This is a genomic window from Sulfitobacter sp. DSM 110093, assembly GCF_022788715.1.
Lineage (GTDB): Bacteria > Pseudomonadota > Alphaproteobacteria > Rhodobacterales > Rhodobacteraceae > Sulfitobacter.
Window position 1 is genome coordinate 2,917,405 of the sequence record NZ_CP085167.1, and the last position, 16,305, is coordinate 2,933,709.

15 protein-coding genes are annotated in these 16,305 nt (G+C 60.3%); 4 read left to right on the forward strand and 11 right to left on the reverse strand.

Going from position 1 to position 16,305, the window contains the following annotated elements; translation table 11 throughout:
• The first annotated feature begins 56 nt into the window (after positions 1–56).
• Together DSM110093_RS14230 and DSM110093_RS14235 are read left to right on the forward strand one after the other, a co-directional pair.
• Entirely contained in the window at positions 57–644 is a 588-nt protein-coding gene (locus DSM110093_RS14230; protein WP_243265703.1) for a TetR/AcrR family transcriptional regulator, read from the forward strand.
• Positions 641–1,576 carry an EamA family transporter gene (locus DSM110093_RS14235; RefSeq protein WP_243265704.1) on the forward strand — a complete coding sequence of 312 codons (936 nt, stop codon included), beginning with the start codon at positions 641–643 and terminating at the stop codon, positions 1,574–1,576. Before DSM110093_RS14230 ends, DSM110093_RS14235 begins: the two co-directional genes overlap by 4 nt.
• Positions 1,577–1,603: 27 nt before the next feature.
• Here the strand turns inward: DSM110093_RS14235 and DSM110093_RS14240 are convergent, their stop codons facing one another.
• The 7 genes from DSM110093_RS14240 to DSM110093_RS14270 all read right to left on the reverse strand — a co-directional run bounded on the left by DSM110093_RS14240 (position 1,604) and on the right by DSM110093_RS14270 (position 8,470).
• Positions 1,604–2,563, reverse strand: coding sequence for a D-glycerate dehydrogenase (locus DSM110093_RS14240; RefSeq protein ID WP_243265705.1), 960 nt, complete (start codon positions 2,561–2,563; stop codon positions 1,604–1,606).
• 3 nt (positions 2,564–2,566) lie between these two features.
• Positions 2,567–2,728 (reverse strand): hypothetical protein, encoded by a 162-nt coding sequence (locus tag DSM110093_RS14245; protein ID WP_243265706.1) that lies wholly within the window; start codon positions 2,726–2,728, stop codon positions 2,567–2,569.
• Between the two features lie 10 nt (positions 2,729–2,738).
• The gene (locus DSM110093_RS14250; protein WP_243265707.1) at positions 2,739–4,094 is read right to left on the reverse strand and encodes an amidase; all 1,356 of its coding nucleotides are present in this window, start codon (positions 4,092–4,094) and stop codon (positions 2,739–2,741) included.
• Positions 4,084–5,502: a TRAP transporter large permease subunit gene (locus tag DSM110093_RS14255; RefSeq protein WP_243265708.1), complete on the reverse strand. Its 1,419-nt coding sequence runs from the start codon at positions 5,500–5,502 to the stop codon at positions 4,084–4,086. Before DSM110093_RS14255 ends, DSM110093_RS14250 begins: the two co-directional genes overlap by 11 nt.
• On the reverse strand, positions 5,499–6,083 hold the full coding sequence (locus DSM110093_RS14260; protein ID WP_243265709.1) for a TRAP transporter small permease subunit: 585 nt from the start codon (positions 6,081–6,083) through the stop codon (positions 5,499–5,501). The genes DSM110093_RS14255 and DSM110093_RS14260 overlap by 4 nt, the downstream gene beginning before the upstream one ends.
• A 76-nt stretch (positions 6,084–6,159) precedes the next feature.
• Positions 6,160–7,290 carry a TRAP transporter substrate-binding protein gene (locus tag DSM110093_RS14265; RefSeq protein ID WP_243265710.1) on the reverse strand — a complete coding sequence of 377 codons (1,131 nt, stop codon included), beginning with the start codon at positions 7,288–7,290 and terminating at the stop codon, positions 6,160–6,162.
• Positions 7,291–7,522: 232 nt separating this feature from the next.
• Positions 7,523–8,470 carry an SDR family oxidoreductase gene (locus DSM110093_RS14270; RefSeq protein WP_243265711.1) on the reverse strand — a complete coding sequence of 316 codons (948 nt, stop codon included), beginning with the start codon at positions 8,468–8,470 and terminating at the stop codon, positions 7,523–7,525.
• A 154-nt stretch (positions 8,471–8,624) separates the two neighbouring features.
• On the opposite strand from DSM110093_RS14270, the gene DSM110093_RS14275 reads away from it, so the two are divergent.
• Positions 8,625–9,518 (forward strand): AraC family transcriptional regulator, encoded by an 894-nt coding sequence (locus DSM110093_RS14275; protein WP_243265712.1) that lies wholly within the window; start codon positions 8,625–8,627, stop codon positions 9,516–9,518.
• A gap of 239 nt (positions 9,519–9,757) precedes the next feature.
• On the opposite strand, the gene DSM110093_RS14280 is transcribed toward DSM110093_RS14275, so the two are convergent.
• The 3 genes from DSM110093_RS14280 to DSM110093_RS14290 form a co-directional block, all read right to left on the reverse strand.
• A complete protein-coding gene (locus DSM110093_RS14280; protein ID WP_243265713.1) occupies positions 9,758–11,374 on the reverse strand; it encodes an MFS transporter in 1,617 nt (538 codons plus the stop codon).
• A 113-nt stretch (positions 11,375–11,487) separates the two neighbouring features.
• Complete coding sequence (locus DSM110093_RS14285; RefSeq protein ID WP_243265498.1) at positions 11,488–12,447, reverse strand: IS110 family transposase; 960 nt, start codon at positions 12,445–12,447, stop codon at positions 11,488–11,490.
• Positions 12,448–12,655: 208 nt separating this feature from the next.
• A complete protein-coding gene (locus DSM110093_RS14290; protein ID WP_243265714.1) occupies positions 12,656–13,414 on the reverse strand; it encodes an IS5 family transposase in 759 nt (252 codons plus the stop codon).
• Positions 13,415–13,665: 251 nt separating this feature from the next.
• Between DSM110093_RS14290 and DSM110093_RS14295 the strand changes: the two genes are divergently transcribed.
• A complete protein-coding gene (locus tag DSM110093_RS14295) occupies positions 13,666–14,625 on the forward strand; it encodes an IS110 family transposase (protein ID WP_243265498.1) in 960 nt (319 codons plus the stop codon).
• Positions 14,626–14,709: 84 nt separating this feature from the next.
• On the opposite strand, the gene DSM110093_RS14300 is transcribed toward DSM110093_RS14295, so the two are convergent.
• A complete protein-coding gene (locus DSM110093_RS14300) occupies positions 14,710–16,296 on the reverse strand; it encodes a tripartite tricarboxylate transporter permease (RefSeq protein ID WP_243265715.1) in 1,587 nt (528 codons plus the stop codon).
• Positions 16,297–16,305 lie beyond the last annotated feature (9 nt).

Here is a 16,305-nt window from a genome sequence, read left to right on the forward strand (position 1 = left end):
GGTCTTGCTCTGCGAAGTGAGTAGGTATACCGATCTACCTACTTACAGGAGCAACCATGTCCGAGACCCCACCCAAACGCCCCGCCTATGACAGGCTGATGCAGGCCGCGATGGTGCTGTTCTATAACCACGGCATCAATGGCACGGGCATTGACGCCATCGTCGAACGCGCAGGTGTGGCCAAGAAAAGCCTCTACAATAATTTCACCTCCAAGGCGGACTTGGTGAGCCACTACCTAGAGGCGCGTCATGCGGAATGGCTGGCACTTTATGACGCGCGGGCCGCGTCGGCAAAGACCCCGCAGGCCCGCATCTTGGCCGTTTTCGACGCTTATCAAGATCACGCGGAATTTGCCTATGAACGTGGCTTTCGTGGCTGCGGCCTGTTGAACGCGGCGGCCGAGCTAGAGGCAGGCGACATCGGACGCGCGGCGGTGCGGCGGCATAAGGAAGAGGTTGAAAGCATCTTGGCAAAACAGCTGACCGAGCTTTTCCACGACGCGCCAGAACGTGCCGCCCCGCTTGCTGCGCATATTGCTTTCCTGCTTGAAGGGGCGATGGCGCGTGCGGGACTAGAGGGCAACAGCGCACGGGTTCTGGCCGCACGGGCGATGGCCGATGATATGCTGAAAGCACTGACATGATAGAAGGTCACCGCTGGGGTGTTATCGCCATTCTTTTCGCCGCCGTGGTCTGGGGCACAACCGGGACCGCCGCCACCTTTGCCCCCGATGTCAGCGCCGCCGCCATCGGCGCGGCAGCTATGGGCGTGGGCGGCATCGCGCAGGCGCTTTTGGCCGGGCGCGGCATTCTGCGCCACCGCACGCAGCTCTGGGACCAACGCCGCCTTTTGGCAATCGGCGCGATAGCCGTGGCGATCTATCCGTTGGCATTTTATGGTTCTATGCGGCTGGCCGGTGTGACGGTGGGCACGGTCATCACCATCGGGTCTGCCCCGCTTCTTTCGGCGCTGATTGAATATCTGCTAGACCGGCGCCGCCTGACTTTGCGCTGGAGTATCGGCGCTACGGTCGGACTATTGGGTATGGGCCTTATCTGCCTTGCCGAAGGGGCCGCGCACGTCGAGATGGCGGGCGGAACATCCGTACCGGCGGGGGTTTTCCTTGGGCTGATCGGCGGCTTTACCTACGCGCTTTATTCATGGAGCGCGCGGAAGATGATGCTTCAAGGCACGCGGTCGTCGGTCGCCATGGGCGCGACCTTTGGCCTTGGGGGGCTGATGTTGATGCCAGTGCTGCTGCTTTCGGGCGGGCCTTTTCTGGCATCATGGACGAACGCCGCCGTGGGTCTCTACATGGCTGCGGTGCCGATGTTTCTGGGCTACATCAGCTTTGGCTTTGGCCTTGCACGGGTTGAGGCAAGCACGGCGACGGTGATCACCCTTTTTGAACCTGTGGTCGCGGCGATACTGGCCGTGCTGATCGTCAAAGAGCGCCTTCCCCCCCTAGGCTGGATCGGCGTGGCGCTGGTGATTGGCTGCCTTGCAATCATCACCCTGCCCCTGCCGTCATGGCTTCGCCGCGGTGAACCCGCACAACCGCCGGGCGTGGCCTGAGGGGCATGCGGCGGCCTACCACCGCATCTACAATTGGTCTGGCGGCGTCTCACCTCGAAAGAAATGGTCGAGGTTATCAAGCGCCTTGAACCCCATCGCATCGCGCGTCGCCACGGTGGCACTGCCCACATGCGGCATCATTATCACGTTGTCATGGCCCGCAAATGCCGGATTGCCGCCCGGTTCGGTGACAAAGCAATCCAACCCCGCCGCCCCCACATGGCCCGAGGACAGCGCATCAAGCAACGCTGTCTCATCCACCAGATTGCCCCGCGCAGTATTCACGATCACACAGCCCTGGGGCATCTGCGCCAAACGCGCGGCGTTCATGAAACCGGTGGTTTCCGGCGTGGCCGGGCAATGCAGTGACAAGAAATCCGACACCGCCAGCAGCGCGTCCAAATCGGCGTGATAAGTCGCGCCCGCCTCTTGTTCGGCGGTTAGACGACGGCGGTTGTGGTAGTGGATCTCCATATCCAACCCCCGCGCCTTGCGGGCAAAGGCCCGCCCCACGCCGCCCATTCCGATAATCCCCAGCCGCGCACCAGAGACCTGTTTGCCCACCAGCATCGCAGGCGACCACGACTGCCACTGCCCGCTGCGCACCAGCCGATCACCCGCCACCGCAAGACGCGCGGCACCCAGCATCAGCATTAGCGCCAATTCCGCCGTGGCATCCGACAGAACACCGGGCGTGTTCGTCACGACAATTCCCCGCCCCTTGAGGCTGGGCAGGTCGCAGTGATCTACCCCGACGGAGTGGTTGGCGATGATCTTGAGCCGAGGGTCAAGCTGGGCCACCACATCGGCGCTGAAATGCTCGGAGTGACAGGGGATCATACCATCGACCCGCGTGCTCATCGCGATGATATCTTCGGCACTGCCGGGTTCGTCGGCGGGATCCCAGATCACCTCATAATTACGCCGCGCCCGTTCAAGCGTGGCGTCCGAAAGCCTGCGGGTAATCCAGATGACAGGTCTACTCATCGGTCAGTCCCGGTTCTTTTTGCTGGAGGTAAAGAAATCATAGGCTACGAAGGCCAGCGTGACCGCGACGATGATGATCAGATCGATGCTGGGCACCTCAACAGCAAGGATCAGCAAAAAGACCGCAATCGCGGCAAAGGCGAAAAGGGCAAGTAAACGGTTCATGGTATAATCCTCATTGGGTTGCGCCATCGGCCCAGTCGAAAAGCCACTGGGCGCTGCGCATTAGGCGTCCGTCTTGGCCGTGACCGCCGACCAGTTGCACGCCCATCGGCAACCCGTCTTCCGATGTCATCAAAGGCACGTTCACACAGGGGCTACCGCAGAGCGTCCACAGACCGTTGAAAATCGGATCGCCGGTCGTCTCCAACCCGCGCGGTGCGGGGCCGGTGGCGGAGGGGCACAAAAGCACGTCGCAGCGAGTCAGCAATTCTTCCAGCGCAGCGGTCAGCACTTTGGGCAGGTCGCGGGCCGATTGGTAATCGCGGGCCAGCACCTTGTTGCCCGTCTCCATCGCCTCGCGGGTCGAGGGTGACAGCAGGTCGGCCCCATCGCGCAGATAGGGGTAATAGTGATAGGCCATCTCGGCAAAGTTGATGCGTTTGCGCGCCTCTGCCGCCCCGTCGAAGACCGACGGCAGGGGCAGTTCGAACGCCTGATCACCGAGCGCTGCGACCAATTCTTCGAAAGCCGCGTGAAGCTGCGGGTCGGCATCCTCCCACCCCGGCGGGCGAACAAAACCAAAGACCGGCGGGATCGGCGGCGCGGTGGTGGTCTGCGCCAAAAGCGCGGGCTTGGGGGCAAGTTCGGTGGCGCTGTCTTCGGGATCATGGCCGAATAGCACCTCGGCCAGCAGCGCCGCACCGGCGGGATCACTGGCAAAGACACCGATGGTGTCGAGCGAGGGTGACTGCGTCAGCACCCCGCGCCGTGGGATCGCACCGAAGGTGGGTTTATACCCCGTCACCCCGCAAAAAGACGCAGGCCGGATCACCGAGCCGCCCGTCTGCGTGCCGATGGCCAGCGGCACCATTCCATCCGCCACAGCCGCCGCCGAACCTTGGGACGAGCCGCCGGGGCTGTGCCCCGGATTATGCGGATTGGTAGTTTTGCCCGGATGCATGAAGGCCAGTTCGGTCGTGACCGTCTTGCCCATGATGATCGCGCCCTCGGCCTTGAGCCGCTCCACGATGAAAGCATCGCGCAGCGGCACGCGCCCCTTGTCTTGGGCCGCGCCGTTTTCCGTGGGAATGCTGCGGGTGTCGATCACGTCTTTCAGCCCCACCGGCAGCCCGTGCAACCGCCCAAGCGGTCGGCCCGCCCGACGATAACTGTCGAGCGTGCGAGCCTGTGCGCGGGCGAACTCGGGATCGAACCACGCCCAAGCGCCCACGACCTCCTCGCGCGCTTCGATCCGCGCGATGTAGCTTTCCACCAGCGCCAGCGCGTCCAATGCGCCGCTTGCCAAACGGTCCCGCAGCTCGACCACGCCGAGCGCTGCTGCGGCGGTCATCTTTGCCTCAGCGCCCATAGAACACCTCCGGAAGGTAGAAGACGATCTGCGGGAAGACATACATCAGCACCATCGACAGGATCACGCAGAAGAGGAACGGCATCACGCCCGCGAAAATCTGCGTGAGACGCAACTCGGGCGGGGCGATCCCCTTGAGGTAATAGGCCGACATGGCCATCGGTGGCGTTAAGAAACTGGTCTGCAGGTTCAGCGCCACAAGGATGCCAAAGAACAGCGGATCAATCTCGAACACCGCCAGCAGGGGCAAGAAGATCGGCACGAAGATGATGATGATCTCGGACCATTCCAGCGGCCAGCCCAGCAGGAAGATGATGAGCTGCGCAAGGATCAGGAACATGATCGGCGAGAGGTTCAGCGACTGTACGAACTCGGAAATCACATGCTCTCCCCCAAGGTAAGAGAACACCGCCGAGAAGGTGTAGGAGCCAACGAAAAGCCAGCAAACCATCGCCGTAGTGCGCACCGTGAGGTAGACGCTCTCGCGCATCCGCTGCCATGTCATCGCCCGGTAGATGAAGGCGAGGAAGATGCCGCCCAGCGCCCCAATCGACGCCGCCTCGGTCGGTGTTGCCAAACCAAAGAGGATCGACCCCAGCACCGCGAAGATCAAAAACGCGAGCGGCAGGAAGGAGGTGGCGATCATCAACAAGAGCCTGCCCATCGGCATGTCCGGCACCTCATCCGCTGTGGGACGTGGGGCCGAAGACGGCTGCAACAACGACCGCCCGATGATGTAGACCAGATAAAGCCCGACCAACGTCAGCCCCGGCAGAAGCGCCGCCGCGTAAAGCCGCACGATAGAGACGTTCGTCGCCGCCGCATAGACGATCAGCATGATCGAGGGCGGGATCAGAATGCCCAACGTGCCGCCCGCACAGATGATGCCTGCCGCGAAAGACGGATCATAGCGCGCTTTCAGCATCGCGGGCAGCGCCAGCAGCCCCATCAGCGTCACAACCGCGCCAACGATCCCAGTGGCGGTGGCGAAAAGCGCGCAGGTGATCAGCGCGGCCACGCCCATTGAACCGGGGATATTTTTCGACGCGATGTTGAGCGTGGTGAACAGACGGTTAACGATGTTCGACCGCTCCACGATATAGCCCATGAAGAGGAACAGCGGCACGGCGGTCAGCACTTCGTTCGACATGACCGTGAAAGTCTGGTTCACGAAAAGGTCAAATATTCGGTTGTTGAATAACCCCTCGAACCACGTGGTCCATTGCTCCCACTGGCCGGCCCCCTCATCCAGCCGGTCAAAGCTGCGCCACATACGGCGCGCGTCGAAATAGGCGTAGTAGCCAAAGCCAATGCCCATCGCCATCAGCGTGAAAGCAATCGGAAAGCCCAGGAAAACAAAGACAATGAACAGCCCAAGCATCATCAGGGCGATTTGCGGATCGGTCATGTGAGATGGCCTTTCTCGGCCTTGTTGGCTTCGCGCATCATGAGGTCTTCTGTCTCAAAGACGTCTTCCTCGGCTTCGAGCCAGTAGTTGGAACGTATGGCGATGATACAGCGGCAAACCTGCGCAATGCCTTGGATGAACAGCAGGATCCCCGCCGCCACGATGATCGCCTTGAATTGATAGATCGGCACACCCGCCGGGCTGTTGACCGACACTTCGCCATATGACCAAGACCGAGCGGCGTATTTCCACCCCGCGAGGATCAGCGCTGTGACCCCGGGGAAAAAGAAGATGATATAGAGCACGAGGTCGATCATGCCTTGGGTGCGCGCCTGGAACAGCCGATAGAGGAAATCCCCCCGCACATGCCCCCCGCGCGACAGGGTATAAGCCCCACCCATCATAAAGAGCGTGCCATACATGATGAAGGACACGTCCAGCGCCCAAGCGGTGGGATTGTTCAGCACATAGCGCACAAAAACTTCGTAGCCCGTGCCGATGGACATCAGCAAAATGAGCCAAGCGAAAGCCTTGCCGAACCATGCAGAAAGGTTATCGGCGAACCGAATGAAAGATATCATGATGCCCTCGGTATCTCGCACGAACCCCGGCGCGCTGATGCGCCGGAGTTCGCGGTGATGTTATGGGATTGCGGGATCAGAGTTTGATCTTGCCGGGGAAGTAATGCTCGTAAGCAAGACCGTAATCCGGCGAGTTCATCAACTCGTAATAGGCCACGCGGTCGACCCATTCGCGCTGGCTGTCGAGGGTCTTTTTCATGAAGGGATCGGATTCCAACTCGGGGATCAGTTCATCCCATGCCTTAAGCTGCGCATCCAAGATATCTTTGGACGTGCGCCGCACGGTCACGCCAGCCTCGTTCTGCAAGAACTGAAGGTCCGCCGAATAGCGGTCCATCGCCTTGGCTGTGTTCGCGGTCGAGACCGCCTCGACGGCATATTTCAGGATCGCCTGAAGATCTGGGTCGAGGTCTTCGAGGAACATCTTGGAGAACAGGAACTCAAAGCTCTCAGACGCTTGGTGATAGGACGACAGGTAGTAGTTCTTGGCCACGTCCTGCGCGCCAAAGTCTTTGTCCGACGACGGGTTGTTGAACTCAAAGGCGTCGATCACGCCACGCTCCATCGCAGGCACGATTTCCCCGCCCGGCAATTGTGCGACCGACATGCCCAGCTTGGCCATCAGATCGGCGGCCAGACCCACGGTGCGGTACTTGAAGCCCTGCAGATCGTCGACGGAGTTCACCTCATCCTTGAACCAGCCAAAGGGCTGCGCAAACATCGGGAAGCCCATGTAGCCTACAACGTCGAGGCCCATGATATCTTGGGTCAGCTCGTTATAAAGCTCCTGACCGCCACCTTGGTAGAACCACGACAGCATGGTGGTGGCAGAACCGCCAAAGACCGGCCCGGTGCCAAAGAGCGATGCGGCTTTGTTCTTGCCGTACCAATAGACGGGCACCGAATGCGCCGCGTCGATCAGACCGTCGTTCACGGCATCAAGCACCTGAAACGCCGCCACGACCGCGCCGGCAGGCAGCACGTCGACCTTGAGACGCCCTCCCGACATCTCCTCCACCCGTGTCGCGTAATCGCGAGCAAAGTCTTGCCAGATGTTGGCGTCGTTCCACGACGTCTGCATCTTGATGACGATCGGCGCTTGGGCCAACACCGCCGGTGCGGCCAGCATGCTCCCGGTAGCGGCCCCCCCAGCAAGTGCGGACTTCGTCAGGAACGAACGTCGGTTGAACTTTTTAGTGTCAGTCATGTTTCCTCCTCCCAGAGTGATCGCCCGTTTGCTTACTTTAAAATACGCTTTTGGTTGGACGACCCGAGATCAGAGACTAACCGAATGATCTCATTTGGCAAGAATTGTCCACTGACGGCTGATAAACTGCAACTTTATTGTGCAATTGACATACGAAACGACACTCTGCACCAGATCCTAGTGCGCCTGATTTCGCAGGGTTTGGCGGGGCAGTGGCATGCCCCGCCCCACCTCACACGGCCCAGTGAAAACCGGTCTCTTCCTCGGACCGCTGCCAGAGTTTGACCATCGTGGCTTTGTCATAGGCATAGGGCTCCAGCGATCCGCGCCCGACCGGGCCGACCATCTCCATCCGGCCTGTGGGGCCATAAAGAGCGCGCTGTTCCAGCCCGTCTTCGGTGGCGCACATGACCTCTGGATAGGCGCCCCGCTCTGCTGTTTGAACGATCGGCAGTTTCGACATGAGCCACCACGTGAACCGCGTCATCAGGCCACCGCTGGTGCTGATCAAAGAGGTGGCCGAGGCACCGGGGTGACAGACATAGACCTCAACGTTCTTTCCCGCCCGCGCGACGCGGTCCTGCAATTCATAGGCAAACATCATCTGCGCCAGCTTGCTCTGACTATAGGCTGGGTTGGCGCGGTAGTTCTTGTCCCAGTTCATGTCGTCGAACTGGATGGTGCGCAGGCCCATCTTGTAGCCAAGGCTCGCCACCACCACGATCCGGCCCGCCGTCTCTTCGATCCGGTCGAACAACAGCCCGCAGAGCAGCAAGTGGCCGTAGTGATTGGTGCCCAACTGGCTTTCATGCCCCGCATTGGTCAACTGGCGGCTTGGCACCTGCGCGATGGCGGCGTTGCAGATCAGCGCGTCGATCCGGGGAACATCGCTCAGAACCTCCGCCGCAGCGCTGCGCACCGTGTCCAGATCGGCCAGATCCATCCGAACAAAGCTGACCTGCGCCGAGGTGCCGTATTCGTCTTTCAGCTTTGCCACAGCCTCTGCCGACCGCTCTGCACTGCGGTTCAGCATCACGACCTTCGCGCCTTTGCTTAGCAAGGTCCGCGCGGCCTGAAATCCTGCCCCAGCGTTGGCCCCGGTGATGACATAGGTTTTCCCCACCAACGAGCCGATGCGCTCAGGTGTCCAGCCGTTTGCTCCGAAAGTCTTGTCTGCCATGGTCTCGCTCCTTACTGTTGAAGAGGCATCGCGCCCCGTTGACCTTGCAGATAAATCTCACCCCTACAGGCAAACAGGCCAGATCGTCGCGTTTACTTGCCCGATCCTCTCAACGCCATTGATTTGGTCAACCTTGGTTCGTTAGATGGGCGGTATGACAAAATCACAGATCAAACAGATTATAGAACGGCGCAGCCTCCGCGATGGGCTGACCGAGACAGGCATTAAAGGTGTGCATCTGTTTCGCGCGACCAGCGCCATTCCCTGCGCTCCGGCGGTTTATGAACCCTCTGTCATCGCCATCGTCAGCGGCGCAAAAGAGGCCGTGCTAGACGGCAAACGCTATGTCTATGATGACAGCCGCTATATGTGCTGCCCCATGTCGATGCCGGTCAAGGCGGGCACGCCCACCGCCTCTTCTAAGACGCCGCTTCACGGCGTTTACATCGCCCTTGACCCGTGGGTGATGGCCGAACTGGCGCTAGAGATGGAGAATGCCGGGGACCACATCCCCCCTGCCCCCGGCGATCTGCGGGCGCAGGGAATCAGGTTGGCGCAATGGGATGATGCATTCTCGGATGCGCTGCTGCGGTTGCTTACTCTGGACGAAAGCGAGACCGATCGCGCCGTGCTTGGTGATGCGCGGCGCCGCGAGCTTTACTATGCCATTCTGAAAGGTGACGCAGGCATCTTTGCGCGGCGGGCATTCGGAGCGGGCAATGCCATCGCCCGCGCCATTTCACATGTCACGGCCCATCTGGACGCGCCAATCTCTATCGACGAAATGGCCCTGCGTGCCGGGATGAGCCGTGCGGTATTCCACCGTAAATTCAAACAGGTTACGACGATGTCCCCCATTCAGTTCGTCAAATCCATGCGCCTGAACAATGCGGCCATGAAGATCGCCGCTGGGACCACCGTCAGCGAAGCGGCGCTGGACGTGGGCTATGTCAGCGCCTCGCAATTCAGTCGGGAATTCAAACGCATGTATGGGCAATCCCCCCGCCAATGGAGCGACGCACAGCTGTTGTCTATGGGGGGTGTTTAACGGTTCAAGCGGAGCGCGATTTAAACACCAGCGCCTTTGCCCCGCCGAAAATCACCGTCGAATTTCACCGTCGATGCAACACTAGAACCGCCGCAGGTAGGCAAGGGACGCTTCCGCTTTAGGAATGTAGTGATCGTGGGCCGGATACAGGCACCATCGGCGGCTCCACCCCCGGCCCAACTCCAAAGCTGCTGCGGGTCAAGAACCGCGGAAACACGGCCCCTGCAATACCGCGCCGCTTACGTCTCTTTTTGCTGCATGTCGTCGCGCAGTGGCACGGTTTGGCGCTCGATCATACGGTGCACTTCGGGCGGGGTGTCCCCTCGATGTAGCCGCCTGATCTGATCCGATAGCTCTGCATCCGCATTGGTCCGCCGCTCGTTGTGACGGACGTATTCACCCCACGTGGGCACATGGTAACTTTCGCTCCAATGCTCTGGTCGGTGCAGATCACGCAATAGCGCCCATTGCTGCGCACCATCGCGGATGCGTACCCGACGCCGGAGGCTCATCGCAGTTAGAAACTCCGGCACATCCGCCTGCGCGATCTCATAATCAACCATGACCATCACCGGCCCGCTGCGATAGCTAAGATCAAACCGCGTGTCGGGCTCTTTGAAGCGGTTGAGCGGATCAAGGTCGAGCCCGCTAAACTCGGGCAGCGGCAGCCGCAGACCGATCAGCGCACCAATCAGCAGCATCACACTGGCCCCGGCGAGCGCGGTTTCCGGCCCGCCCCGGTCGGCGACGATCCCCCAGATCAGACTGCCTGCCGCCATGCCCCCGAAGGTGCCGGTCTGATAAAGCGCGATTACCCGGCCCACAACCCATCGCGGCGTTGAAAGCTGGATCGTCACGTTAAACATCGACAGCGACAACACCCAGCACGCGCCAGCGAGCATCAGCGCAGCACCCGACAGGACGGGCTGCGCGCTTACCGCCAGCACGGCACAGCTAAGGGCAAAGCCAACAAAACCGCCACGCGCAATCATCTCGTTCCGAAACCGCGCCCGCAGCCCCGCGTTCGCCAACGCGCCAAACACCGCCCCCATGCCGAAACAACCCAGCATAATACCATAGACAAAAGCCGTTGCCTGCAATGTCTCGCGCACCACGACCGGCAAAAGCGCCAGCAGCGCGATAGCCGACAGCCCGAACCAAAAACCGCGCAAAATGACCCGCATCAGATTGGGTGACATGGCCACATAGCGCAGCCCGGCGGAGAAGGCGCTGCCCATCGGCTCACGCGGCAAATGCGTATCGCGCAGCGGCGCTTTCCACCGAAGCAAGGCAAGAATGATCGCCACATAGCTCAGCGCATTGACGGCAAAGGCCGCCGCCGCCCCCGCAAGCGCAACAATTGCCCCACCCGCGGCTGGCCCGATACTGCGCATCAGGTTGAACCCCATGGAGTTCAGCGACACTGCCGAGGGCAGTTCCTCTCGGCTGACAATATCACCCATGGTGGCCTGCCATGACGGGTTATGCAGCGCCGTGCCGCAGCCGATGGAAAAGGTAAAAGCCAAAAGTAGCCAAGGCGTGAGCCAGCCCTCAAACGCCATGAAGGTCAGCAGGATCGAGACGCCGAACATAAAGCTCTGCGCGATTAACATGACCCGGCGGCGGTCGAAATTGTCGGCGAAGACGCCCGCCAATAACGAGAAGATCATGATTGGCAGCGCCACCGAGCCCTGCACCAGCGCCACCATATTCTGCGAATCCGACAGTGAGGTCATAAGCCACGCGGCCCCAACCGCCTGCACCAGCCCGCCAAAGTTCGACGCCAGCGCGGCGATCCACAAAGAGCGGAAGGTCTGGTTACGGAAAAGGATCAGGGGTGAAATGCGGTCGGGCAAAACAAACGGGCCTATGTAGCTGTCCCTATTCGATATGTGCTTTGATGCCCGACTGTCGAGAGGTGACGCGCTATTCTCCGTCCAGTAGACTGGCGCCCTAGCAACTGTATTTCTCAAGCGCTCTGAGTGCGCCATTTCTGATCTGCTTTCACGAGCGCATTGACGATTGTGACGAGTTTTCGCGCAACGGCTGTGATGATAACCTTGTGTGATTTTCCGGCGTTGCGCAGTCGATCGGCGAAGATTCTGAGGACTGGGTTGTGATGGCTGGCAACGAGGGCAGCTTGGAACATGACATGCCGAAGCAGTCGTCGACCACCGGCAATTGCACGCTTGCCGCGCATCGCGCCGCTGTCGTGGGCAATGGGGGCAAGGCCCGTGAGCGCTGCGGCCTGCTCGCCTGAGATTTGGCCGAGTTCGGGCATCTCGGCGATCAACATGGTGCTGGCGACAGGGCCAATGCCAGGAACGGAGCGCAAGATGTTGGCGGTTTTGGCAAGCGTTTCATCCGCCGCAATGGCCTGTTCGATCTGAGCCTCAAGGTCTGCTATTTGGTGGTCGAGAAGGGTTTTCAACTCATCATCCATACTCGCAAATATGTCAGACGACCCCAACTTCCCATGCGCCTTGACCTGCGCCAGAAGTCGCTTCCGCGTTTCCACGAGCTGACCGCGTTTTGATACCAAGGCTCTGAGAACGCGTATCTTTTCGTGCGGCAGGTTGCGCCCGGCATCAGGTCTGAAGACCATGAACCGCGCGATAAGCTCCGCGTCGATCCGGTCCGTCTTGGCGCGTGTGCCACGGCTGGCGGCGAAGGCTTTGATCTGAGCGGGTGGCAATTGCCGTGTCGCGATTGCTGCGGCATCCAGAGCAGACCACAAGCGCCATTCTTGCCCACCAGTCGCCTCAAAGCACACAAGCGCGTTGAGTGAAGCCGCCAGGTCGGCAATCTGCGCGTGGCCTTCCTCAGTGTTGGGCAGGCGCTGTCGCTGTCCGCCTGGCAGGCAGTGAATATCCAGCCAATCGCGGCTGACATCTGTGCCGATGATCGCAGAGTGTGTTAACTTATCCATGTTCTCTTCCTTCTGGTCCGTGGTCCTGATTGGCCACATTCAACTGTTCGAGATGATGAAGAGAGACGGCGCTGGCTCGCTAGCAAACGTGGTCAAACCCACAAGGCTCAGACGCCATACACCGCCCCGTCAGCGACCTCGGCCAAGGCGGCTGACGGGGGCAACATAGCAAAACTGAGATACAGAAGGGTCAGGACTCGTTTTCGTTTCATCGCCAGAACATGCCGATTGCGGCGAGAGCTATGGCCGAGCCGAATACCCTCGGGCATCTATCATATCTGATTGCGACACGACGCCAGTCCTTTAGCCTGCCGAACATGATCTCAATGCGGTTGCGGCGTTTGTAGCGGCGCTTGTCATATTTGACGGGGATCTTACGTTGTTTTCGCCCGGGGATGCAGGAGCGTATCCCTTTGTCTTCCAACGCTTCCCTGAACCAATCTGCATCATAGCCGCGATCTCCGAGCAACCAGTCGACGTCCGGCAGGCTGCTGAGCAGCGCCTTCGCCCCGCTGTAATCGCTGACTTGTCCGGCTGAGACAAAGAAGTTAATCGGGCGCCCCTGACTGTCGCAGATAGCATGCAGCTTCGTATTCATGCCGCCCTTGGTGCGACCGATCAGGCGGCCACGCCCCCCCTTTTTTGCGCTCAGGCTGGACGCGGTGTGATGGGCTTTCAGATAGGTCGCATCGATCATCACTGTATTCTTCTCGCCGTGCTGAGCTGCCAGGCCAGCCATCATCTGCGTAAAGATGCCCTTGTCGCTCCACCGCTTCCAACGGTTGTATAGAGTCTTGTTTGGACCATACTCTTTCGGCGCATCATGCCACCGTAATCCATTGCGGTTTATGAAGATAATTCCACTAAGAACGCGCTGGTCGTAGACGCGCGGCTTACCGTGGGATTTCGGGAAATAGGGTTCCAGACGCGCCATCTGTGCGTCGCTCAGCCAGAAGAGATCAGACATGTCACCACGCCGTTTTCGGAGCCGTGAACCACGCAACCAATCTGAAATCAACGGGTCCTGAGCCTTCTGTATCTCAGTTTTGCTATGTTGCCCCCGTCAGCCGCCTTGGCCGAGGTCGCTGACGGGGCGGTGTATGGCGTCTGAGCCTTGTGGGTTTGACCACGTTTGCTAGCGAGCCAGCGCCGTCTCTCTTCATCATCTCGAACAGTTGAATGTGGCCAATCAGGACCACGGACCAGAAGGAAGAGAACATGGATAAGTTAACACACTCTGCGATCATCGGCACAGATGTCAGCCGCGATTGGCTGGATATTCACTGCCTGCCAGGCGGACAGCGACAGCGCCTGCCCAACACTGAGGAAGGCCACGCGCAGATTGCCGACCTGGCGGCTTCACTCAACGCGCTTGTGTGCTTTGAGGCGACTGGTGGGCAAGAATGGCGCTTGTGGTCTGCTCTGGATGCCGCAGCAATCGCGACACGGCAATTGCCACCCGCTCAGATCAAAGCCTTCGCCGCCAGCCGTGGCACACGCGCCAAGACGGACCGGATCGACGCGGAGCTTATCGCGCGGTTCATGGTCTTCAGACCTGATGCCGGGCGCAACCTGCCGCACGAAAAGATACGCGTTCTCAGAGCCTTGGTATCAAAACGCGGTCAGCTCGTGGAAACGCGGAAGCGACTTCTGGCGCAGGTCAAGGCGCATGGGAAGTTGGGGTCGTCTGACATATTTGCGAGTATGGATGATGAGTTGAAAACCCTTCTCGACCACCAAATAGCAGACCTTGAGGCTCAGATCGAACAGGCCATTGCGGCGGATGAAACGCTTGCCAAAACCGCCAACATCTTGCGCTCCGTTCCTGGCATTGGCCCTGTCGCCAGCACCATGTTGATCGCCGAGATGCCCGAACTCGGCCAAATCTCAGGCGAGCAGGCCGCAGCGCTCACGGGCCTTGCCCCCATTGCCCACGACAGCGGCGCGATGCGCGGCAAGCGTGCAATTGCCGGTGGTCGACGACTGCTTCGGCATGTCATGTTCCAAGCTGCCCTCGTTGCCAGCCATCACAACCCAGTCCTCAGAATCTTCGCCGATCGACTGCGCAACGCCGGAAAATCACACAAGGTTATCATCACAGCCGTTGCGCGAAAACTCGTCACAATCGTCAATGCGCTCGTGAAAGCAGATCAGAAATGGCGCACTCAGAGCGCTTGAGAAATACAGTTGCTAGCCCAGCTTAAGTCTTTTCAGTCTCACTTTCTATTACCTCGTAAGAGCAGAGAGCACTGCCTATGAAAGTTAGCTCACCGTGCGGCTTTGGCGGAACATCCGCACCAGCAACCAAATTGACAGTGACAACATCACAAGCGCGATGGGCGATTTCAGTAGAAACCAGGGATCGCCGCCCGAGGCGGTGAAACTGCCGCGGATCAGCCCCTCGAGCGCCGGCGCCAGCAAGAAACCGATGACAAAGGGCAGGATCGAGATTTCCAGGCGCCGCAGCACGTAGCCGATCACGGCAAAGACACAGGCGCTCAGCAGGCCAACATAGCCGCCGTCCTGCACATAGGCCGCGGTGAGCGAGACGGTCAGGATCACCGGTAACATCACGTCCTTCGGAATCCGAATAAGACGGCCCAACTGGCCCATCAGGAAACTGCCGACGCTCCAGTTGCAGAGGTTGGCGATCACCATCATCGTAAAGAGGCCGAAGGCCATGACCAAGTCGCGGTTCATGATCGTGTCGAACCCCTCGATCTCCTTGATCGGGGTGAAGCGGAAAACCTGCGGCCCGAAGGCGAAATCGCCGATGGTCTCCACCGCAAGGATGATGAAGACAGCGGCGAAATTGCCAGGAATGCCAAGGCTCATTACCGGAATGAGGTTTGCGCCGGAAACGGCCGAGTTAGCCGATTCCGTCGCCACCACGCCCTCGATCGCGCCTTTGCCGAAGGAGTCGGGCGATTTCGAGCGGCGCCGTGCGGTGTCATGCGACAGGGTCGCAGCGGTGGTGGTGCCGATCCCCGGCAGCGCGCCGATCATCGTGCCGATTCCGGCGCCGCGCAAGATCGCCGGCATCATCCGCCAACGCTCGCCCCAGCTCAGCCGCGGCCCCATTTCGGGAGCGGAGACCGGCCCCTTAGCCGCCGCCCTATCGCGGCACATGTCTTCGACCGCAATCAGTACTTCGGACAGTACCAGCACGCCCAGTACGCAGGAGGTCAGCGGCAGACCGCCGCCCAGCTCGGGGATGCCAAGCGTCATGCGCGGCCCGTCGCCCGACATCGTTGTCCCCACGAGTGAAACGAACATCCCCAGAAGGCCGCCGATCAAGCCTTTCAGGGGGGCCTTGCCGACCACGGCCGCCATGAAGCAGAGCGATAGGATGATGAGGGCGGATTTCTCGGGCAGGTCCAGCACCCGCTCAACTGCCACCGCCAGGACAGGGGCGGCGATAAAAAGCACGAGGTCGGAAAAGTTGTCCCCAACGACGGAGGCGAAATGCGCCGTCTGGATTGCCCGGCGCCCTTGTCCTTTTTGCGCCAGCGGATAGCCGTCCACCGTGGTCAGGAAGGCATCGGGCGTGCCGGGGGTGTTGAACAGGATCGCTGGCACCGCGCCGCCTACAGTTGCGCCCTTCATGATCCCCAGAAGACAGCCCAGCACCGGATAGAGCGCCTCGTTCCCGTAGCCGAAGATCGAGACCAGCACCGGTAGGGCGATGGCCATGGCAAAGGGCCCCGAGAGCCCCGGGGTGGCGCCAACGAGTATCCCGATGACGACCCCGGTCAGTACCATGCCCATAGGCAAGAGCCACAGGCCGCCATCGGCGGCTGTGAAGACGGAAGTGATTCCGAGCACGAGATATTGCAGCAATAGGTCCAAGGGGTGTCC

Bases quoted from the DNA above. Each gene is read 5' to 3' on its own strand.
- DSM110093_RS14230 (WP_243265703.1), top strand. From the start codon at position 57: ATGTCCGAGACCCCACCCAAACGCCCCGCCTATGACAGGCTGATGCAG.
- DSM110093_RS14240 (WP_243265705.1), bottom strand. From the start codon at position 2,563: ATGAGTAGACCTGTCATCTGGATTACCCGCAGGCTTTCGGACGCCACG.
- DSM110093_RS14265 (WP_243265710.1), bottom strand. From the start codon at position 7,290: ATGACTGACACTAAAAAGTTCAACCGACGTTCGTTCCTGACGAAGTCC.
- DSM110093_RS14295 (WP_243265498.1), top strand. From the start codon at position 13,666: ATGGATAAGTTAACACACTCTGCGATCATCGGCACAGATGTCAGCCGC.
- DSM110093_RS14260 (WP_243265709.1), bottom strand. From the start codon at position 6,083: ATGATATCTTTCATTCGGTTCGCCGATAACCTTTCTGCATGGTTCGGC.
- DSM110093_RS14270 (WP_243265711.1), bottom strand. From the start codon at position 8,470: ATGGCAGACAAGACTTTCGGAGCAAACGGCTGGACACCTGAGCGCATC.
- DSM110093_RS14250 (WP_243265707.1), bottom strand. From the start codon at position 4,094: ATGGGCGCTGAGGCAAAGATGACCGCCGCAGCAGCGCTCGGCGTGGTC.
- DSM110093_RS14285 (WP_243265498.1), bottom strand. From the start codon at position 12,447: ATGGATAAGTTAACACACTCTGCGATCATCGGCACAGATGTCAGCCGC.
- DSM110093_RS14275 (WP_243265712.1), top strand. From the start codon at position 8,625: ATGACAAAATCACAGATCAAACAGATTATAGAACGGCGCAGCCTCCGC.
- DSM110093_RS14255 (WP_243265708.1), bottom strand. From the start codon at position 5,502: ATGACCGATCCGCAAATCGCCCTGATGATGCTTGGGCTGTTCATTGTC.
- DSM110093_RS14290 (WP_243265714.1), bottom strand. From the start codon at position 13,414: ATGTCTGATCTCTTCTGGCTGAGCGACGCACAGATGGCGCGTCTGGAA.
- DSM110093_RS14245 (WP_243265706.1), bottom strand. From the start codon at position 2,728: ATGAACCGTTTACTTGCCCTTTTCGCCTTTGCCGCGATTGCGGTCTTT.
- DSM110093_RS14235 (WP_243265704.1), top strand. From the start codon at position 641: ATGATAGAAGGTCACCGCTGGGGTGTTATCGCCATTCTTTTCGCCGCC.